The organism is Ruegeria sp. AU67 (assembly GCF_900312795.1).
In the GTDB taxonomy this organism is placed as follows: domain Bacteria; phylum Pseudomonadota; class Alphaproteobacteria; order Rhodobacterales; family Rhodobacteraceae; genus Ruegeria; species Ruegeria atlantica.
In genome coordinates, this window is the sequence record NZ_OMPH01000019.1 from 228156 (window position 1) to 254229 (window position 26074).

General features: G+C 57.1%; 23 protein-coding genes and 1 tRNA gene. 10 read left to right on the forward strand and 14 right to left on the reverse strand.

Annotation, left to right across the window (positions count from 1 at the left end; translation table 11 throughout):
* Positions 1-17: 17 nt before the first annotated feature.
* Together DK510_RS09410 and DK510_RS09415 are read right to left on the reverse strand one after the other, a co-directional pair.
* Positions 18-1007 carry an HAD family phosphatase gene (locus DK510_RS09410; protein ID WP_109311848.1) on the reverse strand — a complete coding sequence of 330 codons (990 nt, stop codon included), beginning with the start codon at positions 1005-1007 and terminating at the stop codon, positions 18-20.
* Between the two features lie 102 nt (positions 1008-1109).
* Entirely contained in the window at positions 1110-2711 is a 1602-nt protein-coding gene (locus DK510_RS09415) for an arylsulfatase (protein ID WP_109311849.1), read from the reverse strand.
* Between the two features lie 194 nt (positions 2712-2905).
* On the opposite strand from DK510_RS09415, the gene DK510_RS09420 reads away from it, so the two are divergent.
* Positions 2906-3586 carry a Crp/Fnr family transcriptional regulator gene (locus DK510_RS09420; RefSeq protein ID WP_058271709.1) on the forward strand — a complete coding sequence of 227 codons (681 nt, stop codon included), beginning with the start codon at positions 2906-2908 and terminating at the stop codon, positions 3584-3586.
* Positions 3587-3588: 2 nt separating this feature from the next.
* Here DK510_RS09420 and DK510_RS09425 read toward each other — a convergent pair whose 3' ends face one another.
* From DK510_RS09425 to DK510_RS09460, 8 genes are all read right to left on the reverse strand, one after another.
* Positions 3589-4812 carry a BatD family protein gene (locus DK510_RS09425; protein WP_109311850.1) on the reverse strand — a complete coding sequence of 408 codons (1224 nt, stop codon included), beginning with the start codon at positions 4810-4812 and terminating at the stop codon, positions 3589-3591.
* Positions 4809-6314 carry a VWA domain-containing protein gene (locus tag DK510_RS09430; protein ID WP_109311851.1) on the reverse strand — a complete coding sequence of 502 codons (1506 nt, stop codon included), beginning with the start codon at positions 6312-6314 and terminating at the stop codon, positions 4809-4811. The genes DK510_RS09425 and DK510_RS09430 overlap by 4 nt, the downstream gene beginning before the upstream one ends.
* The gene (locus DK510_RS09435; RefSeq protein WP_109311852.1) at positions 6311-7294 is read right to left on the reverse strand and encodes a VWA domain-containing protein; all 984 of its coding nucleotides are present in this window, start codon (positions 7292-7294) and stop codon (positions 6311-6313) included. The genes DK510_RS09430 and DK510_RS09435 overlap by 4 nt, the downstream gene beginning before the upstream one ends.
* Entirely contained in the window at positions 7294-7767 is a 474-nt protein-coding gene (locus DK510_RS09440) for a DUF4381 domain-containing protein (protein ID WP_109311853.1), read from the reverse strand. The genes DK510_RS09435 and DK510_RS09440 overlap by 1 nt, the downstream gene beginning before the upstream one ends.
* Positions 7764-8711: a DUF58 domain-containing protein gene (locus DK510_RS09445; RefSeq protein WP_109311854.1), complete on the reverse strand. Its 948-nt coding sequence runs from the start codon at positions 8709-8711 to the stop codon at positions 7764-7766. Before DK510_RS09445 ends, DK510_RS09440 begins: the two co-directional genes overlap by 4 nt.
* 17 nt (positions 8712-8728) lie before the next feature.
* On the reverse strand, positions 8729-9706 hold the full coding sequence (locus tag DK510_RS09450; protein WP_109311855.1) for a MoxR family ATPase: 978 nt from the start codon (positions 9704-9706) through the stop codon (positions 8729-8731).
* A 108-nt stretch (positions 9707-9814) separates the two neighbouring features.
* Positions 9815-10927, reverse strand: a complete 1113-nt coding sequence (locus DK510_RS09455) for an acetoin utilization protein AcuC (RefSeq protein ID WP_234998997.1) — start codon at positions 10925-10927, stop codon at positions 9815-9817.
* A gap of 3 nt (positions 10928-10930) precedes the next feature.
* Positions 10931-12016: an AI-2E family transporter gene (locus DK510_RS09460; protein ID WP_109311856.1), complete on the reverse strand. Its 1086-nt coding sequence runs from the start codon at positions 12014-12016 to the stop codon at positions 10931-10933.
* A 178-nt stretch (positions 12017-12194) separates the two neighbouring features.
* Between DK510_RS09460 and DK510_RS09465 the strand changes: the two genes are divergently transcribed.
* The 3 genes from DK510_RS09465 (at position 12195) to DK510_RS09475 (ending at position 15245) form a co-directional block, all read left to right on the forward strand.
* Positions 12195-13061 (forward strand): YihY/virulence factor BrkB family protein, encoded by an 867-nt coding sequence (locus DK510_RS09465; protein WP_058271700.1) that lies wholly within the window; start codon positions 12195-12197, stop codon positions 13059-13061.
* Positions 13058-14959: a multiheme c-type cytochrome gene (locus tag DK510_RS09470; RefSeq protein ID WP_109311857.1), complete on the forward strand. Its 1902-nt coding sequence runs from the start codon at positions 13058-13060 to the stop codon at positions 14957-14959. Before DK510_RS09465 ends, DK510_RS09470 begins: the two co-directional genes overlap by 4 nt.
* 97 nt (positions 14960-15056) lie before the next feature.
* A complete protein-coding gene (locus DK510_RS09475; protein ID WP_058271699.1) occupies positions 15057-15245 on the forward strand; it encodes a hypothetical protein in 189 nt (62 codons plus the stop codon).
* A gap of 1 nt (position 15246) precedes the next feature.
* On the opposite strand, the gene DK510_RS09480 is transcribed toward DK510_RS09475, so the two are convergent.
* The gene (locus tag DK510_RS09480) at positions 15247-15963 is read right to left on the reverse strand and encodes an RlmE family RNA methyltransferase (RefSeq protein ID WP_058271698.1); all 717 of its coding nucleotides are present in this window, start codon (positions 15961-15963) and stop codon (positions 15247-15249) included.
* On the reverse strand, positions 15963-17075 hold the full coding sequence (locus tag DK510_RS09485; RefSeq protein WP_109311858.1) for a Ppx/GppA phosphatase family protein: 1113 nt from the start codon (positions 17073-17075) through the stop codon (positions 15963-15965). Before DK510_RS09485 ends, DK510_RS09480 begins: the two co-directional genes overlap by 1 nt.
* A gap of 241 nt (positions 17076-17316) precedes the next feature.
* Here DK510_RS09485 and DK510_RS09490 point away from each other — a divergent pair, with 241 nt between their 5' ends.
* The 4 genes from DK510_RS09490 to DK510_RS09505 all read left to right on the forward strand — a co-directional run bounded on the left by DK510_RS09490 (position 17317) and on the right by DK510_RS09505 (position 20097).
* Positions 17317-17613, forward strand: coding sequence for a virulence factor (locus tag DK510_RS09490; protein WP_058271696.1), 297 nt, complete (start codon positions 17317-17319; stop codon positions 17611-17613).
* 26 nt (positions 17614-17639) lie between these two features.
* Positions 17640-18566 carry a 5,10-methylenetetrahydrofolate reductase gene (locus DK510_RS09495; protein WP_109311859.1) on the forward strand — a complete coding sequence of 309 codons (927 nt, stop codon included), beginning with the start codon at positions 17640-17642 and terminating at the stop codon, positions 18564-18566.
* Positions 18567-18575: 9 nt separating this feature from the next.
* Complete coding sequence (locus DK510_RS09500; protein ID WP_058271694.1) at positions 18576-19637, forward strand: methyltetrahydrofolate cobalamin methyltransferase; 1062 nt, start codon at positions 18576-18578, stop codon at positions 19635-19637.
* A gap of 386 nt (positions 19638-20023) precedes the next feature.
* Positions 20024-20097: transfer RNA gene (locus tag DK510_RS09505), tRNA-Gly, on the forward strand.
* A gap of 66 nt (positions 20098-20163) precedes the next feature.
* Here DK510_RS09505 and DK510_RS09510 read toward each other — a convergent pair.
* Together DK510_RS09510 and DK510_RS09515 are read right to left on the reverse strand one after the other, a co-directional pair.
* Entirely contained in the window at positions 20164-21021 is an 858-nt protein-coding gene (locus tag DK510_RS09510) for a class I SAM-dependent methyltransferase (RefSeq protein ID WP_109311860.1), read from the reverse strand.
* 25 nt (positions 21022-21046) lie between these two features.
* A complete protein-coding gene (locus DK510_RS09515; RefSeq protein WP_109311861.1) occupies positions 21047-23089 on the reverse strand; it encodes an ASKHA domain-containing protein in 2043 nt (680 codons plus the stop codon).
* Positions 23090-23306: 217 nt separating this feature from the next.
* Between DK510_RS09515 and guaB the strand changes: the two genes are divergently transcribed.
* Both guaB and DK510_RS09525 read left to right on the forward strand, forming a co-directional pair.
* Complete coding sequence (gene guaB, locus DK510_RS09520; protein ID WP_058271691.1) at positions 23307-24755, forward strand: IMP dehydrogenase; 1449 nt, start codon at positions 23307-23309, stop codon at positions 24753-24755.
* An 83-nt stretch (positions 24756-24838) separates the two neighbouring features.
* On the forward strand, positions 24839-25996 hold the full coding sequence (locus DK510_RS09525; RefSeq protein WP_109311862.1) for an RsmB/NOP family class I SAM-dependent RNA methyltransferase: 1158 nt from the start codon (positions 24839-24841) through the stop codon (positions 25994-25996).
* The last annotated feature ends 78 nt before the right edge of the window (positions 25997-26074 follow it).

Genomic DNA, 26074 nt, shown 5'->3' on the forward strand with positions numbered 1-26074 from the left:
TCGGGCTCCGTGGTGGTTCAGTTTGCCCCAGTGTAGATGCGTGACCAGTCTTGCGCCATATCTACAATCACCCAACCCATGTCTGGCCCTTTGTCCAATCCATCGACCAGTTTGCCGATTGGGCTTTCCCGGTCATAGGCCCATTCACGTTCTGCATCGGTATGGTGAATCAGAACACCCAACCGTAGGCCATCGCCTGTGGTGGTCCATTCCAACATGGCAAAATCGCCATCCGAATTCCCCCCGGCCAGAATCGGGCGTCTGCCGATCGTGCGCTCGATGTTGATCGGCTTGCCTTCCTTGTCGTCCACAAAAGCGATGCCATCAGCTTTGGTGATAACCGGTCCACCGTCCGCGCTGTCATAAGTGGTGTCCATGTATGTACCCAGAATCCGTTCGGGTGGGATGCCATAGGCTTCCTCGGCGAAGACGCGCATAAAGTGCACTCCACCGCCGGAGACAATGTAGGTCTTGAACCCTTCGTCTCGCAAATACCGCAGTAACTCGACCATCGGCTGATAGGTCATCTGGTCATAGGGCAGTTCGGTTTCCGGGTGCCGGGCGGTTTCCAGCCAGTCGGCGACGGCGCTTTGGAACTCGTCGACCGTGACGCCGGAATGAGAGGCATTCAACACCTCGATCAAGGCATCATGACCACCTTCCGCGACCGTCTTCAGATCGCCTGTCGCAGCGGCCTGCAAAACGGGCGTAGTCAGGATCGAAGGGTCATCCTTAGCCATATGAGCCAGCCGATCCATAGCAAAGATCAATTGAAAATACACAGGTTGTTCGGCCCAAAGCGTGCCGTCATTGTCGAAAACGGCGATCCTTTCTGCTGGCGTCACATATTCAGGGCGCTGCGGGTCGGTCACGGCGGCGACAAATTCGATAATGCGGTCCCGCGAATCCGATTCCGCCCAAGAGGGCAGCGGGTCCGCTGACGCGGTGAAATTTCCGAAACTGTTCAGAGCGACTGCCACAGCAAGAGCAGAGAGTGTTCGTGTCATGGTTCGTTACCTTTGACGCATCTTGCGGCAATAAAAATGCTGCAAACAAATCAAAAAAACCCGCAGTGCCAGATGGGTACTGCGGGTTCTGGTTTTTCGGTTTTACTTCGAGCCAACCTGACTGAAGATCTTGTCCTTGGCATCGCCAATCGTAAAGCTACCGGGCTTCTGCCGCGGTGGGAACTCTTCGAAAGTATCAAGGAACTGGCCTACATATTCAGCCGCTGGCAACAGCAGGTAGACTCGGTCAATGTACCAGTCCCAATAGGTGTTCGAGGTGATATTGGCCCGCTCGTAGGGATCGCGGCGCAGGTTGAACAGCAATGGAATGCGCAGTTCGGTCCAGGGTTCGGCCCAGGCGCGCAGAGTCTGCGGATAGCGGTGCTCGAGGAACACGGCCTTCCAATCGTCATAGCGCAGCGCAGTCAAATCACCATCATCCGAGAAGTAGAAAATCTCGTGCCGTGGGCCTTCTTCGGCCTCACCGGTCAGGTATGGCAGGAAATTGTATCCATCGAGATGCACTTTGTAGTCTCGTCCGCCGCCCACTTCGGCAACGGTGATCCCTTCCAGAAGCTGCTCCTTGATGTCCGGATTTCCGGCGACCGCCAGATAAGTAGGCAACCAATCCATGTGATGCATGATTTCATTGCTGACCGAACCGGCCTCAATGTTACCGGGCCAACGTACCATGGATGGCACGCGCCACCCACCTTCGTAGTTGGTGTTCTTTTCACCCCGGAACGGCGTCATGGCCGCATCTGGCCAAGTGTTCATATGAGGGCCATTGTCGGTGGAATAATGAACGATGGTATTGTCTGCGATCCCCAGTTCATCCAGCAGAGCAAGGAATTGACCGATGTGCATGTCATGCTCGATCATACCCGCTTGGTACTCGTCCATATGCTTGCCGGCAATTTCGTCAGCCTTTGTACGCATTTCGTCTTTGACATGCGTACGGAAATGCATCCGAGTACCCGACCACCAGACAAACCACGGTACGCCTTCTTCGGTTTTGCGCGTGATGAAGTCGAGCGCGGCCGCAACTGTTTCGTCATCCACGGTTTCCATCCGCTTTTTGGTAAGCGGGCCGGTGTCTTCGATCATGCCATCGGAACTGGATTTGATGACCCCACGCGGACCGAACCGCTCGCGGAATTCAGCGTTTTGGGGATAGTCTTCGTTCTCGGGCTCTTCCTCTGCATTCAAGTGATAGAGATTGCCGAAAAACTCATCGAAACCATGATTGGTCGGAAGCATTTCGTCCCGATCGCCCAGGTGGTTTTTACCAAATTGACCTGTTGCATAGCCGTGAGCTTTCAGGAGACCGGCAATGGTCGGGTCCTCGACCTGCATACCTTCTTTTGCACCCGGCAGACCGACCTTTGACAGGCCCGTGCGGAATACCGATTGGCCCATGATATAAGATGAACGACCGGCGGTGCAGGATTGTTCACCATAATAGTCGGTAAAGATCATGCCTTCTTTCGCGACACGGTCAATGTTCGGCGTTTGGTATCCCATCAGGCCCATCGTATAGGCCGAGATATTGGATTGTCCGATGTCGTCGCCCCAGATCACAAGAATATTGGGCTTTTGATCCTGGGCCCAGGCGGGCAGGGCCAGCGCAACCGCGACGGTAGCTACGGCGAATTTGCGCAATGTGCCGCGCCAACTATCTGTAATCAATAGGGGTGGTGACATGGTCTACTCCTGAATTGGCCGGATCTTAATGATCCGTTGATCTAAAAGTAATTGATGGCGGCGATTATCTTTTCCGCCAACAACGTATTGATTCCCGGTAGGAAAAATTCACATTACGTCGAGAATCGAATAGCCTTACCTTAGGCTATGACAATGCTCGGAAACCTATCATATGATGAGATTGATGAATACTAATGTTTGAAAACCCACGTGACCGACAGATGCTGCTTGCCTCAGGGTGGTTCGGGGCGCGAGGCGCAAGCTTTCAATCGGATTTACTTGCATGCGGGGTCGCAAAATCTTTCGATGAGGGTGAGGCGCTGTATAACTACGGAGATCCCGCCAACGGGGTCTTTGCGGTTCTAGAGGGTTCCGTTCAAATCACTGCACCTGCGGATGATGGACAGGACTTCGTTGTCCACAGACAGGGTGGCGGGTTCTGGATCGGTGATCTTGCGTTGTTAGCCGAGTCCAACCGACTGGTAAGTGTTGTTGCGACACAGAAAACGCGGGCATTGTTTTTTCCATCTCGGCGGCTGGACCGACTTGTTCGTGACAATCCCGAATATGTTCGTGATTTCTATGCTTTATCGCATGAGAACATGCAAACTGCGCTTCGTATCATGGCAAATCTGGCGGTGACCGGGGCGGAAAAACGGTTGGTTCTGCGCCTTTTACACCTGGATGAAGGGGCCTCAAAATCCGATGGGTGGATCGTCGTGTCACAGGATGAACTGGCCGAAATGGTGGCAGTGTCGTTGCCTACGCTACACCGTAAATTGCACAACTTGGTAGAGCTGGGATTGATCGAGCTTGGGTATGGCCGCGTACGGCTTAAGGATAGGCGCAAGTTGATCGCCGCCTGCCAGTGCTGACCCTAAGGGTTAAGCGGTGGTAACGGGTTCCGAGCGCGGTGTTCCGTCTGTTTCATGACCTTGAGTTCGGACAATGCCGCTGCCCAAGCCTCGGGTTTTGGGCCCGTGCGTGATGAGTATCTTGCGGCCCCGATCCTTGCCAGTTGTTCTTCCAGGCCAATTGCCTTGTCGGGGGTGTCGCTTCGCAGCTTCCACATCTCCAAGGCGGAATAAGACATTGAAATATCATTGGCTTGCAAAGCTTTCCTCAATGCATCCAACGCAAAGTCCGGAGATATTCGATATCTGTCGCGCCGCGCCTGTTTCCAACTTGTGACACGTGGACCAAGGAACCGTACAAATGCCCAAAGAACCAGTGTCAAACCGGCCGCCAAGGCAAGCAACCTGAAAATCGTATCCGCATCCGGTGGCTGCCACTTTGGTGGCGCAAGCGTTAGATCAACCGCGTCGATATCAATTTTCTCAACCTGATTGGTGTCCAGATTGTACCACCGGATCGTGATAGGCTGCAGTTGGGTCTGGCCACCTTGTTGCGCAAGATAGACGATCTCATCAACGCGCTGGCCAGACAGAACACCCCGGTCCTCGCTTTCGGTAAAACGCGGCTCTTTCGGATAGGCGCTCAGAAGCGCGTCCTGCATGTCGGGGATCAATTCAGGCACCAGAAGGGGCGTCGTGCCGGTAATTTTGGCAGTCAGGCGTCGAGTGATGGCACCCCCGTTTTCCATTTCGGTTGATCCGTCGATCTGCTGGTCGACCGTGAACCCCGTCGCCAGGATCAGCGGGTCCAGATCGCGAGCGCCCTCTGGTACAATGGCGTTCAAGGTCATTTCGGGCAAAGGAATATTGACCGTCGTTGGAGCATTCGTTTCTGGATCGGCAAAGGTCACCACAACCTCTTGCTTGCCGAATTCAATCGGCCCAGCCTGAAGCGGATACAGACGGTAGCTGCGTTGAACACCGGACCAGGTCTCTCCATCCACAGTTTCGCTGATTGGGCCAGAAGCACGCTCAGGCAGGCGAACAAGTATGTTTTCTTGTTCGAGCGACGGAAAAACCGGCGGGGACGGCATGAAAGTGGGGACAAGTACCTTTATCCGTACGATTGCCGGTTGCCCAACAGTAACCGGATCGGTCGGTGCCTCGGCTGTGACCTGCGGTTGAACACCTGTCTGCGCCCCCAGTTGTACCGGGAAAAACAGCATGAGGAATATGAGGTATCTCATTGCTGCTGCTCCTGATTTTCCAACAAAAAGCGATTTCGCAGAAAGTCCTGCATATCTGTGTCGATCGTGCTGATCCACTGATCGGCAGACATGGCCTGCGCACCTTCGGTCGGGGCCTGAATGGTCGTGTCCTCGCCGCGCCCGGCTTCATTGTCAAAGACTGTGTCATCGGCCCCGATGCCCGCTTCTTCGCCTGTGTCCGACTGCTCCCGGGTTGTTTCAACGAAGTCGAGGATCGCTTTGGAAACGTCCAAGTTGTGTTGCGCTTCGGGCCAATTTGGCCGACGCTCCAAAGCCGTTTCAAATGCTGCTATGGCTGGCCTGTACTCGCGGTTTCGAATGCGCGCCATTCCCTCGGAAAACGCAGCCTCGGGTGTGTCCAGTTCGGCAAAGACTGCCGCGGCTTCGGGGTACTGACCTGCTTTCAGCTGTGCATACCCCTTGTGATATGGGTCTCCAAACAACTCTGCCGCCTGAGCGTAACGTTTCTGGTTCATCGCAATCTGCCCCTGTTGATCCGGGGTCAGGAACCAATCTCGCCAACCATCGGCTTTTGCGGATCCTGAAGGAGCCGCAAAAATCACAGCCAGCAACAACAAACGGATCACCCAACCGCGCCGGAACCAAAGCAACGACAAAAACGCGGCGGGCCAGGCCAACATCCACCCTCTGTCCTGCCAGTCCAATCGATCATCGTCGTCCAGCGCCGCAGTGTAAGCGGATTGAATTTGACGCTCTAAGCGATTGATATCACGTTCATCGTTAGAGAATGGAACATCCGTCGCGGTCCTCAGATCATTTAATTGAGCGATGTTTTGACCGTTCGGCAGCATTGTTAGAAAGAACACGGGCACTGTTGTGTTCTCAAAACCAGCGAGTTGAGACGGGTCGAGGTCGTCCAGAACAAACAAAACTGCGCCGGGTGTATCACTGTCGTTCAGGATCGTTTCGGCAAGGGTCAGTGCGTCTGCGGCTGCATCCCCTTGTTTTGGCATGACTGCTGGCGCGAGGCCCTCCAAAAGCGGGCGCAGGATGTTGGCGTCTTCGGTCAGGGGCGCAACGCTGTGTGGGGTTCCGGCGTAGGCAATCAACGCCGTCTGTGCTCCGACACGCGCATTGATAAGATCAGCCACTTTGAACTTGGCCCGATCCAGCCGGGATGGTGGCAGGTCCGGTTCCTCCATACTGTCCGTGACCTTCAATGCTATTACCAGCGGGGCCGTGTCCGCAACCAAAGGGTTCGGGGCCCGTGACCATGTCGGTCCGGCCGCCGCTAATGTGACCAGGGTTGCTGCGATCATCGCGACGTCTATCGGGTACACACGCTTCTTGTTTTCTGCCCCCAGGGTCAGGGCGGCGGCAAGGTGCGGCGCGATGCCGGTTATGGATTGGGAGTGCGAATTGGGTTTGGGCCGCATCACCCACCAGAGTATCGCAATAGGGATGAGGAGCAGCAGCCAAGAGACTCGCAAGAAATGGAAATCCGCCAACGCGTCGCTCATGCTGCACCTCGGCGCCGCTGGATGACATGTTGGCCGGTCATAGTGATGAGCATTGTCAGCAATGCCAACGCAAGCGGGTAATGTGCAAGGCTTTCACGTGGTCTATAGCTTTGTGTTTCCACAACGCGGGGATTGAGTTCGTCAATGCGTGCGTATGTGTCAGCCAATGCCTCTTCGTCATCTGCAAAGAAGTACTCGCCGCCCGTCCGTTCCGCGATGTCTTTTAACGCGTCCAGATCAACCCGGTCCTCGCCCGATGTGTCTGGGTCGCCAACGCCGATCGTATAGATGACGACGCCTTTCTCGGCCGCGATTGCTGCGGCGTTTACCGGCGTCATGCGGCTGGACGTATCCGCCCCGTCGCTTAGAACGATCATCAGGCGCTGGTCGACCTTACTGGAGTCAAAGGTGCGTATGCCCAGACCAATTGCATCCCCCAACGCAGTATTTGGACCGGCCATACCAACTTGAGTTTGATCCAGGAACCCATTCAAACTGTTCAGATCTTCGGTGAAAGGGGCTTGAACAAAGGCCCGGGTACCAAAGATGATCAGAGCCATCCGGTCACCTTGGCGTTCGGCAATAAATTGACGCAGAACATCCTTAACCGCGGCCAGTCGTTGTTTTGCAGCGCCATCCGTTGTTGTGAAGTCCCGCTGATCCATTGATCCTGAAATGTCCAAGGCAAGCACCACGTCGCGCGCTGACTTTTCGATAACCAAAGGTTCACCAAGTTTTTCCGGGCGGGCCATGGCAGCCACCAGAAAAAGCCAGATCAATGCGATTGCGGCGGCCTGAAACCGTGCTCGGTGGGGAATGACGGATCCTGACTTGGGTTCAACTCCAGCGGCCTGTGCGACATGGCGAAAGAATGGGATGCGGATCGAGCTGCTTTTTTCGCGATACGGTGGGGCAAGCCGATACACTAAAAATGGCAACGGGAGCAGGAGGAAAACCCAAGGCGCGGCAAAGGAGAACATCACGCTGTCCTTTCCCGCTTATGGGATTTGATCCAATTTTGCGCGAGGATTTCAAGATCAGGATCGGCTTTTACATCTCTGTATGGTGCTTCCACAAGTTGGCGGCCAGCGCAATCAGTAAAGGTAACATTATCAGAGGTTTGGTTTAGGAAGTTGGTCCATTCTTCTCCATGCAGTGCAGCGACTTTCCGACGTGGATATGCGACCAGAGCCGTGCGGCGGAGTATCTCGGCTATCTTTGCGGCGTCGTGGTCTGACGCGGCCAATTCGATCAACGCTTCACGTCGGTATGCATTAAACTGTCGGTGGCGAAGAAAGGCATAAACGCCAAGGATGATAAGCCCAGCAAGGATTAAGGCCAAAACACTCCACCCCCAGGTCTGCGGTATCATGGATATGGGCTCGGGCACCGGGGCAGGTTCCAGCATGTCCAGCAGGTCGACCAGTGATTTGCCTTCGACATCGACGCTCATCTTCGGCCTCCGGGATGACCAAATAGCTTGAGCAACTGGTCGAGCGTCGGCTCCGCCGTGGTCAGCGGTACTACGGGAAATCCATAGCGGCGCGACCACGTCTGTAGCTGGGCAAGTCGATCTTCCAGCGCTGTTCTTATTCGGTGCGACAAATCGGGATCCGAGCTGTCGAGTTCAATCTGACGGTTGCCATCGGACACTGTAAGCCGAAGGTTCGTGGCAAGTTCACGCGAACTGGGATCAGAAATATTGAACAATATCAGATCATTCGAGGCAGAAAGTCTGCTAAGTAGTTTCTCTGACACCTCATTCAGGCCATCGAAATCAGAAAACACACACACCAAAGTATTGGTATGCGCGATCCGCGCGGCCTGTTTCAGCACATCATTCAATGCCACGGTTGGTTCATCCCGCAACGTTGCACGTAGGTTTGAATTCAGCGCGCCCACCGATGACAGGAATCGCATCAGGGCAGCGGGTCGGCGTTGGGGTCGGTGTTCGGCCACATCGGAATCGCCAAAGACGATCCCGCCGACCCGGTCGCCTTGCCCCAGCACCCGGTGTGCAGAGATCGCCGCGGCTTCGGCCGCGATGACCGATTTCATGTAGACTTGCGTGCCGAAAAACATCGAAATGCGCTGGTCCACAAGCAAAAGGGCGGGGCGGTCGCGTTCCTCGGTATAGACCCTAACATGGGGTTCTCCGGTGCGCGCGGTCACTTTCCAGTCGATGGTACGGATGTCGTCCCCGGGCAGATAATTCCGCAGTTCTTCAAAGTTCAGACCGCGCCCGCGCAAGCGTGAGGCATGCCGGCCGTTTAGGAGCGAACGGGCAGGTTGGCGGGGCAGCAGGCTGATCGCACGGGACTTTGGACCCAGCTTTAAAAGGTGGTCCGCATCAACGTGTATGCGTGGGTCGTCGGGATATGCGGCGGTCTGGGACACGCGGCGTTCCTTTGGTTTCAGGGCAGCGCAACAAGCTGCAGGATTTCCGAAATCACATCATCCGCAGATTTGGCGCTGCCTTGTGCCTCGAAGCTCAGGGTGATGCGGTGGCGGAATACATCATGTGCGATGGCGCGAATATCTGCCGGGTCGACATAATCGCGCTGGTTCATCCAGGCATGCGCGCGACCGCATTTGTCCAAGGCAAGCGAGGCGCGCGGGCTGGCACCGATGTCGATCCAACCGGCCAGTTCTTCACTGAGCGCGCCGGGCGTTCGCGTGGCCTGCACCAGATCGGCCATGTAGCGGTCCATTGCGTCGGATACGTGGATCTGACCTATTTCAGAACGCGCGGCGAATACGGCGTCCTGCGGGATTGTCGGCGGCGCTTCATTGGTTGCGCCTTTACCCGCCGCGATTTCTTCGCCCCGAACCAGACGGATCACCTCAACTTCATCTTCAACCGGGGGGTAAGTGATCTGAACATGCATCAGGAACCGGTCCATTTGCGCTTCGGGCAAGGGATAGGTGCCTTCCTGTTCAATCGGGTTCTGGGTCGCCATCACAATAAACAGCGGTTCCATTTTATGCGTGGTTCCCGAGACGGTTACTTGCCGTTCTTCCATCGCTTCAAGCAACGCAGCCTGAACTTTGGCGGGAGCGCGGTTGATCTCGTCCGCGAGAACGATATTGGCGAAGATCGGGCCTGGCTCGAACCGGAACGTTCCACCGTCATCGGTCTGCTGAAACACCTCGGTCCCCGTGACGTCCGATGGCAGCAGATCCGGAGTGAACTGAATCCGGCTGAAACGTGCATCCAGGTTACGTGCCATTGCCTTGACCGCGCGGGTCTTGGCCAAACCGGGAAGCCCTTCGATCAGCAAGTTTCCGTTGGCCAACATCCCGATCAGCAGGCGGTCGATCACGTCAGTCTGTCCGATAATGGATTGTCCCATTCGGGCTTTGAGATCATTTATCTGATTGAGTGCATTCATTTGGTGGGTCCAATCGACGTCAATTTTCCAAACTGACTTTGTGATTTTGTGCGGTAATTAGAAAATGTGTCGTAGCAGCGGTATGTTAGCAGCCTTTATTTCACCGATCTACTGTGAAATCCGCCCAGTCAGACGGCGCAAATCTTCCTTCAGTTCTGGTCGGATAGGTCCGTGATTTGGCGCGTCTCGCAACGTTCGAAGCCAATGAATCGGAGGGTTTCGGCCAGCTGCCCGGTTCCAGGTCAATGCGTCGAGGATGGCTTGCGCGTCCGCCTCCAGCATTTCGGGGATGTCGAAGTCGTTCAAGGTGGCCCAAACACCAGTCCACAAGCGGCCAACTGACCACGGGTTATAACCGCCTCCGCCCAGGACCAGAACGCGGGGCGCAAGACCTTTCAGTGCGGCGACGGCTTTCCAGTGAGAATTGTTGGACAGCGCCAGGCGCGACAGTGGGTCCTCGGCAACCGCATCGGCGCCGCATTGCAGGACAAGGGCTTGCGGTTTGAAGGCCTCAGCCGTGGGCAGGATCAGCTGGTCGAGAATGGCGTCAAATTCATCATCGTTTAGGTTTCTGGACACCGGAAGGTTAAACGCCGCGCCGCCTGCATCATCATCAAGCCTTCCGGTGAAGGGCCACCGTTGGGCTTCATGAATGGAAATCATCCGAACCGTGTCCGAACCCTGAAAGGCGGCCTCGACCCCGTCGCAGTGATGGGCGTCGATATCGACGTAGACAATCCGGTCCAGGCCCATTCGCAACAGGGTCAGGATCGCCAAAACCGGGTCGTTCAGATAACAAAACCCATTGGCACGGTCGGGCAGGCCGTGATGTGTTCCGCCCGCAGGGTTGTAAACGATGCCGCCATCGCGGATCAGTTCAGCGCCCAACATTGATCCTCCGGCCGCAGTGGCGGGGCGTCTGTACATCTCGGGGAATACCGGGTTGGACAGTGTGCCCAGCGCATAGGTCGAGCGTACATCATCCGAGACGCTTTGAGCTCTTTCCGCGGCCTGCAGCGCATCTATGTAGTCCGGCGTGTGAAAGCGGTGCAGCGCGCCGGGTTTTGCGCGGGGGCTGACCCTGTAATTTTCCGAATTGATCCAGCCCAGCGCGCGGCACAGGTCCATGACGGTGGAGACGCGCGGGATAGCCAGCGGGTGTTTTGAACCATAGGTCGAATGGCGATAGATCTCGGACCCTATGAAGATCGGGTTTTGCACAGATTATTGGGTCCGTGCGGGTGCGTTGTCATCACCAAGGCGGCCATCAAGAGACATCAGAATAGCCACTGGCCTAAGGGCAGGAATGTGGCTGAAGATGATCAGAATGCAGACAGTCAAAGGAACACTTAGGAATGCACCGATCAGCCCCCAAACGGTTGTCCAGAACGTTAGCGCGAGGATCACCAGAAACGTAGACATGTTCAGCGACCGGCCCAGCAAGGCAGGGTCAACAAAATTGCCGATCAGAAACTGGATGGTGCCGCAACCGAACACGATGATCAGGAAAGGCCCGATCGTTTCATATTGAACGAGGGCAATCATGGCCGGAAAGATTACGGCGATGATCGAACCGATAGACGGGATGAAGTTCAGCGCAAAAGTCAGCACGGCCCAAGTTTCGGCGTATTCAAGCCCAAGCGCCTTGAAGACCGAGTAACTGATGCCTGCCGTGACCAGGCTGATGAAGGTTTTTACCCCGACATAGCGCTGCAAGCTGTCGGTGATCGCATCCAGAATTGTGGTGAATTCGGCCCCGGTTTCGGGATTGCCCGCAGCCAGTTGTATCTTTTTGCGAAAAGCAAGACGTTCGGCCATCAGGAAGGCCACGTACAGGCTGATCAGGAAAAACTGGTTCAGTAGCGATGTTGCACTGCTGAGCAACACACGCGCGACATAGGACATGTCGATACTGACCAGATTGTCACGGATAAACGTGGTGACGTCATTGCCAACCAGCCCCGTGACCCGGTTCACGGCGCCGTCGAACTGGGTTTCATACGTGCTGATGGATCGGGCGAACTGCGTCGCCTGGCTGCCGAGGATGTACATGATCACGAACAAGCCAGCCAAAACAACTGTGACTGCGGCGATGTTGGCCAGCCAGACGGGCACCCGGGCCATCGAGATTACCCGGTCGCTCAGCGCGATAATCAAAACGTTGATCAACAAAGCCATGGTCAGCGGGATCAGGAATGCTGAACCCGCGTAAAGTCCCAATACAATCAGTGTGGCGACAATTGTCGCATCCCGAACAACCGACAGCTTCAGCCGCGGACCGCTCGTGTTCTGATTAGGTTCCAAAGTCATCGCTTAGCCCGCCTGTAATGCCGCGTGGCACGTTACAACGATTGATGGTCGCTCTGGAAACTGATCCTGCACGGCTGAGCGAGATTCTGCAATGTGCCCAAACATTTGGGCCAGATAATTTACGTTCTCAAGGGATTTGCCATTTCAGAGCAAAGCCGAGGCGGGTTAGGCTGAGCGCATGAATGCACGTGTGATTCCCTCAATTGGCCGGCCAGTTCAGGCGCTGTGGCTGGCCGTAGTGCGGTTCAACAACAAAAACGGGTTCGTGATGAGCAGTCACGTCGCTATGTCCCTGATGCTGGCTTTGTTTCCATTTGTGTTGTTCACAGTGGCTTTGGCGGGGTCATTGTCTCAGGGTTATGTCACCGACGAACTGATTGAGCTTGTGTTTGGAGCGTGGCCCAAAGATGTCGCGGGGCCAATCGTGGCTGAATTGCGGGCCGTCCTGCAGGAATCCGGCTCGGGCGTCATAACGCTGGGTGGTCTACTGGCGATCTTCTTCGCCTCGAACGGTGTGATGGCTGTGCGGGCGGCCATGAACCAAGCTTATCACGATAGCGACGTTTGGCCGTTCTGGAAAACCCGGTTGCTGTGCCTGGGGCTGGTTATTGTTGGTGGTGTTGCCATTCTGGCCATTGCCGCGGTCGAAGTTGTTTTGCCCGCCTACACCCAACTAGTAAGCGAGAAGACTGATGTGAACGTGTCGGACTGGTTGTCGGTAGACAGGCTGCGCTGGACCTTCACGGTTGCGGTTCCGGCAGGCACAGTCCTGTTGGCGCATCTGATCCTGCCAACGCGGCGGCACAAGCTGATGCAAATTCTGCCTGGCGTTGTTCTGACGTTGGCCTTGTGGGCGGCCGGCGGGTGGGGGTTCTCGATCTACATCGCGCAATTTGCCAGCTACAGCGCCACGTATGCGGGTTTGGCTGGCGTCATGGCGGCGCTGATCTTTTTGTACCTGTGCGCGGCAATTCTGATCCTTGGTGCCGAATACAACGGCGCTTTGATGGATCTGGAAGACAATCAGGATCGGGGTTCTCAGTGAAATTTCTGGCGTTGTGTGTCGGGCTGTTTGTGCCTGTGGCCGCCTTTGGCCAGTCTCCGGCCTATGTCGGGTCGGATCAATGTGCTGAATGTCACAAAGACGAGGCGGCGGCATGGTCCAATTCCCACCACGCGCTGGCCTGGACTGAGGTTAAAGACGGCGCGGTTATTGCCGATTTTGACGGAACGCGGTTCGACCATGACGGGATGTCAGTCGAATTCACCGACACCGAAGGCGCGCTGAGCGCAAAAGTCACGGAAAAAGACGGGATGAGCACCGAATACGGCGTACATTCCGTCGTCGGCATTGAGCCGTTGCAGCAATACTTGTTCGAAACAGAACCCGGCCGGTTGCAGAGTTTCGATGTTGTTTGGGATACCGAAAACAAGCAGTGGTTTCACCTTTACCCGGATCAAGATTTACCCCCCGATGACGGGTTGCACTGGACCGGACCTTACAAGAACTGGAATGCGCGGTGTGCGGAATGTCACGCGACTGGTTTTGAGAAACAATACAACGCTGAAACCAGAACATACGACTCGGTACAGGCCGAGATCGGGGTCGGGTGCGAAAGCTGCCATGGCCCGGGTTCTGCGCATATCGAGTGGGTCGGGGGGCAAAGCCTGCCGCAGGGTTTGGGCGACACCGGGTTCCTGATGGATTGGGGTAAAGGCCAGACCGAGGCCGAGATTCAGCAATGCGCCGGGTGTCATTCCCGTCGTGAGGCGCATGGAGATGGCAACCCACTGCCCGGAACGCCCTATCATGACGCGTATAATCTGGCGGTTCTGCGTCCGGGTTTGTACCATCCGGATGGTCAGATTTTGGATGAAGTCTATGTGTACGGCTCGTTCCTACAATCCAAGATGTATGACCGCGGCGTGGGCTGCATGGATTGTCACGAGCCGCATAGCGCGAGTCTGAGGGCAGATGGAAACGGGGTGTGTACGCAGTGTCACTCGCCTGCCGCGAATCCCAAGTTTCCAACTCTGGCTGCCAAAGAGTACGACGCGCCGGAACATCACAATCACCCAGAGAATAGCGAGGGTGCGCAGTGCAAGTCCTGCCATATGATCGAGCGTGTCTATATGGGTGTCGACGGCAGGCGCGATCACAGTTTCCGTGTACCTCGTCCCGATTTGGGGCTGGGGCAGGATGCCTGTACGGATTGCCATTCGGATCAGGATCAGACATGGGCCGCCCAACAGATCGAAGGCTGGTTTCCTGACAGCGCGCATCGAGAACCGCATTTTGGATCGGCCTTTCAGGCAGCAACGCTTGGTCGTGCGGATGGGCCGGAGGAACTTCTGGACATTGCGACCGACCGTGATCAACCCGGTATCGTGCGCGCCACGGCCACCTATCTGCTTCAACCTTTTGGGTCCGTTGATATAGCGGCCAGAACGGCTGGGCTTTTGGAGGACGAGGACGCTCTGGTTCGCGCAAACGCAGCGCCTTTGCAGCGTCAGGCCAGCTTGCCCGATCAAATCCAACGGCTTGAGCCGCTGCTGTCCGACCCGTTGCGAAACGTCCGCATTTCGGCGGCAAAAGAGTTTCTGAACATTCCGCCGCAGGCCCTGACTGCGGAACAACAGCAATTGTCGGGGCAGGGCATGTCCGAGTGGCAGTCGGCGATTTCCAACCGACTGGATTTTCCTGAAACGCATCTTGTGCTTGGCGGGATGGCCCTAACGTTCCGCAATGCGCCAGCTGCCGAGCGGGCGTTTCAAGAGGTGGTTACCCTTGACCCGCAACGCGCCGAAGCATGGCCAATGCTGGTGCAGCTGGCGCAGATCAATCGTGGGCCGCAGGCCGCACGCGATGTTCTGGAGCAGGGGTTAGAGATCATCCCAGAGGACCCAAACCTTTTGCAGTTGAAGCAGCAACTGGGCCGCTGAAACGGCACGGCTTGGCCCGGTTTCCGTCATTTTCCCGGCAAATTTTACAGTTACCGATCAAGCTGAGGCAAGAATTGCCCCAGCTTATAGGTGACACATGTTTCTCAAACCGGTCCACACGTCCAAGCTCAAAAAGCCACTGGCTTTGTCGCAACGGATCGAGGAATTGCGAGCCCGACCACCGGAATACATCAATCACGGCCAAGCGTTGTTGATACAAGGTATTGCCGCCGCTTCACTGCGCGAACAGGTGCTGACAGAGGATCGGATTTCGCTGGACGACTGATCTAGCCCCGGAACCCGGTTGCGACCACGAACTTCTCGGAACTGTCCGAGCGCGACGCGGGTGGTTTCACATTCGCAACCTTGTCGAATTTCTGCTTTAGCAGCTTTTGCAGATCGCCTTCGGCGCCACCGGCCAGAACCTTGGCAACAAACGTGCCGCCTTCTTCCAGTACGTCAAAGGCGAAATAGGCCGCCGTTTCGCACAGAGCCATGATGCGCATGTGGTCGGTTTGCTTGTGCCCAGATGACGACGCGGCCATGTCGGACATCACCACGTCAGCCTTGCCGCCCAGCCACTCTTTGACTTTGTCGTCGGCATCGTCTTCCATGAAGTCCAGCACATGTGCCTCGGCACCTGCGACCGGTTCGACCTCTTGCAGGTCGACACCCAGAACTGTGCCTATCCGTTTGCCGGAACGTTCGCCCAGCGCATTCACTCGTTTGACCGCGACTTGCAACCATCCACCCGGCGCACAGCCCAGGTCGACGACACGTGCACCCGGCACGAGGAACCGGTACTTTTCGTCCAGCTCCAATATCTTAAACGCTGCGCGCCCACGGTACCCTTCGACCTGCGCACGTTTCACATAGGGGTCGTTCAGCTGCCGCTCGAGCCAACGGGTCGAGCTGAGCTTACGCCCGCGTGCAGTCTTTACCTTGACCTTCAGGTCACGCTGCCCGCGCCCCGAGTTGTTTTTGCCACTTGGTGTCTTCGCCATCAGAACGGTCCGTCTTCCAGTACGCCGTCCGCGCTCATCTGCGCATAGAGCAGGCCTTCGCGCAGCCCCCGGTCCGCCACGGAAAGGCGGTCGGTAGGCCAGCATCTTAACAGCGCCTGCAAAATGGCCGAGCCGGACATGATCAGCGCCTGCCGGTCATCCCCAATCCGGGGATCACGTCGGCGACCCTGAGGGCCGAGTTCTAGATACCCTCGTATGACTTTGTCAATCTGATCGCTGGTCATGCGCAAACCATCGACCTTGGTCCGGTCGTAGCGCTTGAGCCCCAGGTGCGAGGCCGCAACGGTTGTAACCGTGCCACTGGTACCGACGATCTGGAACCCGAGGCGGGCTTGCTCGTCCTTGTAAGGTGCGAAATCGGCGAGATTTTCTTCGAAAAACCAACTCATCAGAGCAAAGCGAGCGGAGTCATCTTCGACGTCGTTGAACTGATCGCGCAGGGTTGCAACACCCAGGGGTACGCTGATCCAGTCGACGACTTTTGCCGCAGGGAAGGGGCTGTCAGTCGTGTGAAACCCATGGTGCAGCCGCATGATCGCGGCGGGGCGGTCCCGGCGCGGTACGGATGAGATGTCGATCCAAACCAGTTCGGTTGATCCGCCACCAATATCCACGACCAACAATTGATCGGTCTTGGTAGACACCAACGGCGCGCAGGAGATCACGGCCAAGCGCGCCTCTTCCTCGGGCTGGATGATCTCAAGCGTCAGTCCGGTTTCGCGTTTGACCTGTCGGATGAATTCGCGTGAGTTTTTGGCACGCCTGCACGCCTCGGTCGCGACCAGACGCATGCGCCTGACCTTGTTGCGTTTCAGCTTTTGCTGACAGATGCGCAGCGCCTGAATGGTGCGCGCCATGGAGGACCGAGACAATCGTCCGGTTCGTTCCAAACCCGCGCCCAACTGCACGGATTTGGAAAAGCTGTCGACCACATGGAAGCCGCTGCCCTTGGGCTGGGCTATCAACATGCGGCAACTATTTGTCCCCAAATCCAGCGCCGCATATAACGCATCTGGATCGGGTCTTGCCGGCGCGGGGCTTTCGACCGCCTTCGGGAACGCGCCCGCACCTTTGGGACGCTTGGGCGCCATATTAAACGCCCTCCGATTTTCGAGTTACCCCGACCATAGGTCGGGCGTGTGCGTCGTGCAAGACGCTCATTAAAGTGATGAGAATTTTGATATGCGCGTTTGGTTCAGTCTTCGTTACAACCCCGGTATCCCATCGCGGGCAAAAACGTCGCTGGAAATGCTCCGTGTGTCGAAAATCGACCGACTTGCCCCCACATAGACGTTTAGAACCGGTCCATCTGGTTAGGAGGAATCAAACGCAATGCCTGACGTCACCATTGTTTACTGGCGCGATATTCCCGCCCAAGTCATCGTCGGCAAAGGCCGTCGTGGCGCAAAGCGGCAATTGGAGGAACGGTTCGAACAAGCCATCGACCGCGCGGCCATGAAGGTGAACGCCAAGGATAGCGATGCCTATCTGGCCGAGTGGCGCAAGGCGGCCCCCTTTGCAGTCGACGGCGACCCGTCCGAGATTGCCGAGGCCGAAGCCACGCGTTTGGAAACAGAATACGATCAGGACCGCATCAAAGCCCTGATCGCCAATGACGGTTGGGCATGAGCCCGAGACATCTATGGGAGGCCGCAATGGCTTTGCTGAACTTCAAGAAACGTGATGCGGTCGAAAACGGCCCTGTAAACCCGACCGTCGAAGCCTTTTTGCAAGGCTATTCGATCGAGGTGATGCCCCGCACCGCCGAAAAGGTCGAAGATTTCCGCGCGCTGCTGCCAGAAGGCACCCGCGTTTACATTGCTCATATCGAAGGCACGCCCATCGAGGATATGGTCAAAACCGCCAAGCGGATCGCCGACGAAGGCTATCCAGTGATGCCGCACTTCCCGGCGCGGATCATCAAGGATGCGGCGACTTTGGAAAACTGGATCTCGATGTATCAGGGCGAGGCAGGCGTTGATCAGGCGCTGCTGCTAGCCGGTGGTGTCACGACTCCGCATGGTGATTTCGACAGCTCGATGCAGCTGCTGGAAACCGGTCTGTTCGACAAGGCGGGCTTTAAGCGTCTGCACGTCGCGGGTCACCCCGAAGGCAACAAGGATATCGACCCCGACGGCTCGACCAAGAATGTCGACGACGCACTGCGCTGGAAGCAGAAATTCAGCGAAACCACGGATGCCGAAATGGCGCTGGCAACGCAGTTCGCGTTTGAAGCCAAACCGATTATCGAATGGGCCGACAGTCTGAAAGAAGCTGGTATCGATATTCCAGTCCATATCGGTATCGCTGGTCCGGCCAAGCTGCAGACGCTGATCAAGTTTGCCATCGCCTGCGGTGTTGGCCCGTCGCTGAAGGTCCTGCAAAAGCGTGCGATGGATGTGTCCAAGCTGCTGCTGCCTTATGAGCCGACCGATGTGATCACCGAGCTGGCCAACCACAAAGCGGCCAACCCGGATTTCAACATCACCAATGTACACTTCTTCCCGCTTGGCGGCATCAAGACCAACGCCAACTGGGCCATCAATAACGGCGGCGCTTCGGCAAAGCCTGTAAACTCCTAAGGAACGGACATGACGCGTACAGTCGTAGAATCAAAAACAAAAACTGCCGTTCTGGGCTTTGACGAACCGTTCTGCGTGATCGGTGAGCGGATCAATCCGACGGGCCGTAAGAAACTGGCGGCCGAGCTGGAAGCCGGCGATTTCTCAACCGTTGAAAAGGACGCCATTGCGCAGGTTGCGGCCGGAGCAACCGTTCTGGATATTAACGCGGGCGTTGTCTACAACTCGAACCCCAACCCGAACGAGACCGAACCACCACTGATGCGCAAGATCGTCGAGCTGGTGCAGGGTCTGGTTGACGTTCCGCTATGTGTCGACTCGTCCGTTCCCGGCGCTTTGGAAGCTGGTCTTGAAGCTGCTGAGGGCCGTCCGTTGCTGAACTCGGTCACCGGCGAAGAAGATCGTCTGGAACTGGTTCTGCCGCTGGTCAAAAAATACAACGTGCCAGTTGTTGCGATCTCGAACGATGACACCGGTATTTCCGAAGATCCCGATGTGCGCTTCGAAGTGGCCAAGAAGATTGTTGAGCGGGCCGCCGATTTCGGTATCCCGGCGCATGACATCGTCGTTGACCCGCTGGTGATGCCCATCGGTGCGATGGCAACCGCCGGTCAGCAGGTCTTTGCGCTGGTCCGTCGCCTGCGCGAAGAACTGGGCGTAAACACCACTTGTGGTGCTTCGAACGTGTCCTTTGGTCTGCCAAACCGCCACGGCATCAACAATGCGTTCCTGCCGATGGCAATGGGCGCAGGTATGACGTCGGCAATTATGAACCCGGTGGCGCTGCCTGTGGGTCCCAAAAAGCTGGCCGAGAAAAAGGCCGAGGTCGAAGCCAAGGGGATCATTCTGCCTGCGGACATGGATGACGAAACTTTCTGTCAGCTGTTCGGTCTGGGCTCGACCAAGCCGCGCGCCGGTAAGGAAATGGAAGCCATCCGTGCCGCCAACCTGCTGACCAATAATGACCCGCATGGTGGCGAGTGGATTCGGTTCAACAAATCCCCGGAAGAGGCCGGCGCAGCGGGCGCTGTAGGTGGCCGTCGTGGTGGCGGGCGTCGTCGTCGCGCCTGATCCAATCACTTGTTCCAGTGAACAAAGGCCGGACCATGTGTCCGGCCTTTTTTCGTATTTGTGCTGATCGCCGCCGGAACCTGACAAGATCGCTAGATTAGTGGCGATATCGCGATACCCGTCACGTACGAAGATGAGCCAACATCGTCGCCCAACACAGGCAGACTCTGACTAAAGCAAGCGTTTGGAAAAAAGAATACCTCGTGGAGCTGGTCGATCTGCAAGCGCAACTGGCGTTGAGGCAGAAGGTATTTCTATTTCACGGAACCAGGTGCGATGTCCTGTTCGAAGGATGGGGTGTGTCAGGACGGAACAAGGCGGTGCCGCTTTTCCGATGATGGGTTCTTGAAGTCGATAAGCCTCTGGTGATATCGGTGAAAGACGCGGCGGGTATGATGTAATGGTAGCCTGTCAGCTTCCCAAGCTGAACGCGCGGGTTCGATTCCCGCTACCCGCTCCAGAACTCAGTTTGTCATCGGAAAAGCTTAGAAATCAGCGCTTTGGGCGTGGTTGCGTCTGTGGTCATTTACTCCGGGCGACGCGCCTGAAATAGGTTGATATCAGCCGGGATGTGCACCGCACCATTTTTGGCAAAGGGGTGAAACGCTTCGGCGACGGCGTGTTGGATCGCAGTCACGTCTTCGGGTTTACCGTCGAAATGGGTAATAACACGGGCGGCGGGGCCAACACGGGTACACAAGGCGGCGCAATCCAGCAAAGAGCCTTGAAAGTCCAACATAAGGTTAACAGAATCGGCGCGAATATTGCTTAGACCTGCCTTTTCCAGCAACCCGGTAACACGCTCACGATCATGAAACGCCAAGGGGCCCGGTGCATTCCGGTCGACCTTGGGCGGCGTGCCCAGCCGTTCCGAGGCCGCGATATGGGGCATTCTGAACCATGGGTTTCCGGGCAATGGCCCCCAGGCGGCAAAGGTCATCGTGCCGCCGGGCTTTAGCGCGCGGGTCATGTTGGTAAAGGCGGCAACCGTATCCTCAAAAAACATGACCCCAAATCGCGAGATCATGGTGTCTCGGTCCGCTGCTTCAAAGGCGTAGGTCTGGGTGTCGGCGAACTGGAAGGTGATGTTTTGCGATCCGGCATCGGATGCCCGTGCCGATGCGCGGTCCAGAAATGGCTGCGAGACATCTGCAGCCAGAACGTGGCCTTCTGGCCCCACGGAATGTGCGGCGGCGATCGCGCTTGCACCCGTACCACAGCCGATATCCAGAACACGCATGCCGGGTTTTAATCCGGCACGTTCTAGCACCAGATCAAGGACCGGGGCCATCAGTTGATCCAGCTGGTCCTCATAGGTCAGCCATTTGGCTCCAGACGGGGACTTCCCCCAATATTCCGCCTGTTCCTCGTTTGCGATCTGCATGTCGCCTCCCTTATGTCAGGGGTGACTATGACCGCCTGCGCCGTCTGCGACCAGAGCCTTCTTCTCCACCACCGGCATTGAAGGAGGGCGAGGGCAGAGTGACCACTTGCGACAATTCCGGGAACGGATCCGTCTTGTGCGGGATGGCATTGGCGGCAACGAAATGGTCCTGAAATTTCGGCTCAATGGCCGTTTCGACCTTGGTGATCTCACGCACGACACGCTCAATCTCGGACCGGGCACCAATGTTGCACAAGGCAATCCGCGCACCGGTGCCAGCCGCGTTGCCTGCACTTGAGACTTTGTTCAAGGGCGCATCGGGGATCATACCCAGAACCATCGCGTGCTTGGTCGAAATATGCGCGCCGAACGCCCCGGCCAGCACAACGCGATCCACCGTGTCGACGTTCATTTCATCCATCAACAGGCGTGCACCGGCATAGAGCGCGGATTTGGCCAGCTGGATGGCGCGGATATCGCCCTGCGTGACCGTGATGCGCGGACCGCCCTCGGCGCTGGCGTCGTGGATCAGATAGGCGTGGGTGCGGCCTTCGGGTACACAACGGGGCGTGCCGGTCTGGTCTGCAGATCCGATCAGGCCGCTTTCGTCCAGCAATCCGGCGATACGCATTTCGGCGACCGCTTCGATGATGCCCGAGCCACAGATGCCGGTAATGCCGCTTGTGGCTATCTCTTGATCAAAGCCTTCCTCGTCGGACCATTTTTCGGACCCGATCACGCGAAAGCGCGGTTCCTTGGTGACAGGGTCGATTTCGATGCGCTCAATCGCCCCAGGCGCGGCACGCTGGCCGGAACTGATCTGCGCGCCTTCGAATGCCGGGCCGGTGGGTGAGGAACACGCCAAGACGCGGCTGGTATTGCCCAGCAGGATTTCAGCGTTGGTGCCCACGTCCACGATAAGCACAAGGTCTTCGGACTTTCCCGGTTCCTCCGACAGTGCCACTGCGGCGCAGTCGGCGCCGACGTGGCCCGCAATGCACGGCAAGATGTAGACCTGCGCGCGCGGGTTCATATTAGTCAGGTCCATCTCACGCGCAGGCAGGGACATGCTTTCTGATGTCGCCAGGGCAAAAGGTGCCTGTCCCAGCTCGACGGGATCCAGACCCAGCAACAGGTGGTGCATCACCGGGTTACAGACGAAAACGGTTTCAACGATCAGCTCGGAACTAATCCCGGCTTCCTCAGAAATTGAGGTGGTCAAATCGTTTATCGCCTCTCGTACGGCCCTGGTCATCTCCTGATCACCACCGGGGTTCATCATCGAGTATGAAACGCGGCTCATAAGGTCTTCGCCAAAGCGGATCTGCGGGTTCATCAGGCCCGAGGACGCTTTGACCTCGCCGGTCTCCAGATCGGTCAGGTGCGCCGCAATTGTGGTCGAGCCGAGGTCGATGGCCAGACCATAAAGCCCATGTTCATGCAATCCGGGCCAGATTTCGACCACGCGCGCCGCTTCATCCTTGTGGCCTTTTTGGAGGGCAACAGTGACCTCCCATTTGCCCTTGCGCAGGACGGGCTGCAGCTTGGACATCAGCGAAAGATCGGCGGTGATGGCGTCAATGTTCCACTGCTCGCGCAGCGCGCGTTCCAGCCGTTCTAGATCGCCTGTTGGCGAGTGCATGTCGGGTTCTTCTACCACTACGAAATACAGCCGGGTTGCCGGGTCCATCGTAATGGCCCGCGCGGTGGCGGCCTTGCGAACAACCTGACGGTGGACCTGGCTTTCGGGTGGGACATCGATCACGATGTCTCCCTGAACTGTCGCCTGACAGCCCAGACGACGGCCCGATTTCAAGCCGCGTTTGTCATCGTAACGCTGTTCGACCGCGTTCCATTCGCTCAGCGCGTTCTCGGATGCTGTTACGCCGTGTTTAGGAAACTCGCCATAGCTGGGTGTGATCTGACATTTCGAACAAATCCCACGGCCGCCGCAGACCGAATCCAGATCCACACCCAACTGCCGTGCAGCAGTCAGAACCGGGGTACCCACGGGGAAATGCCCGCGTTTGCCTGACGGAGTAAAGACAACAAGGGGGTCGGTGGTCATTTTTGGCCTGCCTTTTGTATTCGCACGTATGCCCGGCAAGATATGGGTTTGTGCGCAAAGGGAAAGGCCATTCAGCGGCACGTTTTGAACGTCTTGCGTCGTTTTTTGCCGCGGTATCGGCCAGCGAAGGGAAACTAGTTTAGGTCAGGGGCTTTTCCTTAGGTTAAATCCATGAAATAGGGTCACCGCCAAACGGGCTTTTGCATGGGGTTAACAGATGCAGATTCGTGAGGCACTTACCTTTGACGATGTTTTATTGGTTCCGGCGTCCTCGTCGGTGCTGCCGGCGACGGCGGATACAGCCACGCGTGTGACGCGTGAAATCACGATGAACATCCCGCTGCTCAGCTCGGCCATGGACACGGTGACCGAGGCGCGCATGGCCATCGCAATGGCGCAGGCAGGCGGTATTGGCGTTGTTCACAAGAACCTGACGGTCGAAGAGCAAGCCCGAGAGATTCGTCGCGTGAAGCGATTTGAGTCGGGCATCGTGTACAACCCGGTCACGCTGAGCGTGAACCAAACGCTGGCGGACGCGAAGGCGCTGGTGCAGCGCTATAACTTTACCGGCTTTCCGGTCGTCGATGAAAGCGGGCGCGTCGTGGGTATCCTGACCAATCGCGATATGCGCTTTGCGACCTCGGACGAGACGCCGGTTCACGTGATGATGACATCGGACAATTTGGCGATGCTGCAGGAACCTGCAGATCTGGAGGAGGCCAAGAGCCTGATGAAAGCCCGCCGGATCGAAAAACTGCTGGTGGTCGATGGTGAGGGCAAGCTGACAGGCCTGCTGACCCTGAAAGATACCGAGCAAGCCGTGCTGAACCCGACCGCCTGTAAGGACCGGCTGGGACGCCTGCGGGTCGCTGCGGCGACTTCTGTTGGTGATTCTGGTTTCGAACGGTCCGAGCAGTTGGTGGATTCGGGCGTTGATATCATCGTGGTCGATACTGCTCATGGGCATTCGCAGGGCGTTCTGGACGCGGTGCGGCGGGTCAAGACACTCTCGAACGAGGTCCAGATCATTGCGGGCAATGTAGCGACGAGCGAGGCCACCAAGGCACTGATCGATGCCGGGGCGGATGCAATCAAGGTTGGCATCGGGCCGGGCTCCATCTGCACAACCCGGATGGTGGCAGGCGTCGGCGTACCCCAACTGACAGCGATCATGGACTGTGCGACGGCTGCCGGGGATGTTCCGGTCATCGCCGATGGTGGCATCAAATTTTCGGGCGATTTCGCCAAGGCAATCGCGGCAGGCGCATCCTGCGCAATGGTTGGCTCGATGATCGCGGGAACGGATGAAAGCCCGGGTGAGGTGATCCTGTACCAGGGCCGTTCGTTCAAATCTTATCGCGGAATGGGCAGCCTTGGCGCCATGGCACGCGGGTCGGCGGATCGCTATTTTCAGAAAGACGCAGCCAGCGACAAGCTGGTTCCCGAAGGGATCGAAGGGCAGGTGCCCTACAAGGGATCGGCCAGTGCGGTGGTTCACCAGCTGGTTGGCGGCCTGCGCGCAGCGATGGGATATACCGGCTGTGCAACGGTCGAAGAAATGCGCAAGAACTGTAACTTCGTCAAAATCACCGGCGCTGGCCTGAAAGAAAGCCATGTGCATGACGTTCAGATCACGCGTGAAAGCCCGAACTACCGGGTAATGTGACGCAACAGAGTTTGCAGCACGGCGCCCCAACGCGGGCGCCGATTTGCGTTTTTAGGGTTTAGCAGAGAAATCGGAAATATCTTATGACCCCAGCAGCGCGCGTTCAGGCTTCGATTGAAATCTTAGATGACATCCTTGCCGGCGCACCGGTTGAAAAGGCTTTGACAGGATGGGCGCGCCGCAGCCGGTTTGCGGGCTCGAAAGACCGGGCCGCCGTGCGCGATCACGTGTTTGAAGCGCTGCGTTGCAAACGGTCCTTCTCGGCCTTGGGCGGGGCAGAAACCGGGCGCGGGTTGATGATCGGTTCGATCCGGTCAAACGGCGGTGATCCCGAGACGCTGTTTACAGGCGAACGATATACGCCAGAGCCGTTAACCGCCGCCGATGCACCGCGCGCGTTCAGCTCGGATTCCGAGCGGTGCGACATCCCCGAATGGCTCTGGCCGCGTTTTCAAACCTCGCTCGGGGATCAGGCAGAGGCGGCGGCACAGGTATTGCAAACCCGTGCACCTGTTCATTTGCGGGCTAACCTTGCCAAAACCGATCGTGCTGGTGCGATTGCTGCTTTGAGTGCTGACGGAATTTGCGCGAAAGAACATTCGGCGTGTGAAACCGCCCTAGAGGTCACTGAAGGGGCCCGAAAAGTTGCCCAAAGCCGCGCCTATACCGAAGGTCTGGTCGAATTGCAGGACGCAGCCAGCCAAGCCGTGGTTGCAGCGCTAGATCTGCAGCCAGGTCTGCGTGTTCTGGATTATTGCGCTGGCGGTGGTGGCAAGTCTTTGGCTCTGGCGGCCCATTCGGGTGTCGAGGTCTTTGCGCATGATGTGAACGCAGGGCGCATGCGCGATCTGCCGATGCGGGCCAAACGGGCCGGTGTGCGTGTTACCTGCCTGCAGCCGGAAGATGTAGCCCGTCAGGCTCCGTTCGATATTGTCCTGACGGATGCGCCATGCTCGGGCAGCGGCTCGTGGCGGCGTGCCCCGGCAGGTAAATGGGCGCTGTCCGAAGAGGGTTTGCACGCGCTGAATGCACTACAGTCCGACATCCTGAATTCCGCCGCTCAACTGGTTGGACCGGGTGGAATTATAGCCTATGCGACCTGCTCCATATTGGATGATGAAAACGGCAATATTGTCGACGGATTTCTTAAACTGAATCCCGACTGGACCGAAACGGTGCGAAAGTCGTGGCTTGTGACACACGGTGCAGACGGGTTCTTTACGTCGCACTTGACGCGATAGTGCGTCATTGAATAGCAACCTTAGGTAGAAGTTTCCGCTGTCCTTAAGGGGGCGTTAACCAAATTCGGGCCGAGTGTG

Excerpts from the sequence above, each read along its gene's own strand:
- DK510_RS09410 (WP_109311848.1), bottom strand. The coding sequence starts at position 1,007 with ATGACACGAACACTCTCTGCTCTTGCTGTGGCAGTCGCTCTGAACAGT.
- DK510_RS09415 (WP_109311849.1), bottom strand. The coding sequence starts at position 2,711 with ATGTCACCACCCCTATTGATTACAGATAGTTGGCGCGGCACATTGCGC.
- DK510_RS09420 (WP_058271709.1), top strand. The coding sequence starts at position 2,906 with ATGTTTGAAAACCCACGTGACCGACAGATGCTGCTTGCCTCAGGGTGG.
- DK510_RS09425 (WP_109311850.1), bottom strand. The coding sequence starts at position 4,812 with ATGAGATACCTCATATTCCTCATGCTGTTTTTCCCGGTACAACTGGGG.
- DK510_RS09430 (WP_109311851.1), bottom strand. The coding sequence starts at position 6,314 with ATGAGCGACGCGTTGGCGGATTTCCATTTCTTGCGAGTCTCTTGGCTG.
- DK510_RS09435 (WP_109311852.1), bottom strand. The coding sequence starts at position 7,294 with ATGTTCTCCTTTGCCGCGCCTTGGGTTTTCCTCCTGCTCCCGTTGCCA.
- DK510_RS09440 (WP_109311853.1), bottom strand. The coding sequence starts at position 7,767 with ATGAGCGTCGATGTCGAAGGCAAATCACTGGTCGACCTGCTGGACATG.
- DK510_RS09450 (WP_109311855.1), bottom strand. The coding sequence starts at position 9,706 with ATGAATGCACTCAATCAGATAAATGATCTCAAAGCCCGAATGGGACAA.
- DK510_RS09460 (WP_109311856.1), bottom strand. The coding sequence starts at position 12,016 with ATGACTTTGGAACCTAATCAGAACACGAGCGGTCCGCGGCTGAAGCTG.
- DK510_RS09465 (WP_058271700.1), top strand. The coding sequence starts at position 12,195 with ATGAATGCACGTGTGATTCCCTCAATTGGCCGGCCAGTTCAGGCGCTG.
- DK510_RS09475 (WP_058271699.1), top strand. The coding sequence starts at position 15,057 with ATGTTTCTCAAACCGGTCCACACGTCCAAGCTCAAAAAGCCACTGGCT.
- DK510_RS09480 (WP_058271698.1), bottom strand. The coding sequence starts at position 15,963 with ATGGCGAAGACACCAAGTGGCAAAAACAACTCGGGGCGCGGGCAGCGT.
- DK510_RS09485 (WP_109311858.1), bottom strand. The coding sequence starts at position 17,075 with ATGGCGCCCAAGCGTCCCAAAGGTGCGGGCGCGTTCCCGAAGGCGGTC.
- DK510_RS09490 (WP_058271696.1), top strand. The coding sequence starts at position 17,317 with ATGCCTGACGTCACCATTGTTTACTGGCGCGATATTCCCGCCCAAGTC.
- DK510_RS09495 (WP_109311859.1), top strand. The coding sequence starts at position 17,640 with ATGGCTTTGCTGAACTTCAAGAAACGTGATGCGGTCGAAAACGGCCCT.
- DK510_RS09500 (WP_058271694.1), top strand. The coding sequence starts at position 18,576 with ATGACGCGTACAGTCGTAGAATCAAAAACAAAAACTGCCGTTCTGGGC.
- DK510_RS09510 (WP_109311860.1), bottom strand. The coding sequence starts at position 21,021 with ATGCAGATCGCAAACGAGGAACAGGCGGAATATTGGGGGAAGTCCCCG.
- DK510_RS09515 (WP_109311861.1), bottom strand. The coding sequence starts at position 23,089 with ATGACCACCGACCCCCTTGTTGTCTTTACTCCGTCAGGCAAACGCGGG.
- guaB (WP_058271691.1), top strand. The coding sequence starts at position 23,307 with ATGCAGATTCGTGAGGCACTTACCTTTGACGATGTTTTATTGGTTCCG.
- DK510_RS09525 (WP_109311862.1), top strand. The coding sequence starts at position 24,839 with ATGACCCCAGCAGCGCGCGTTCAGGCTTCGATTGAAATCTTAGATGAC.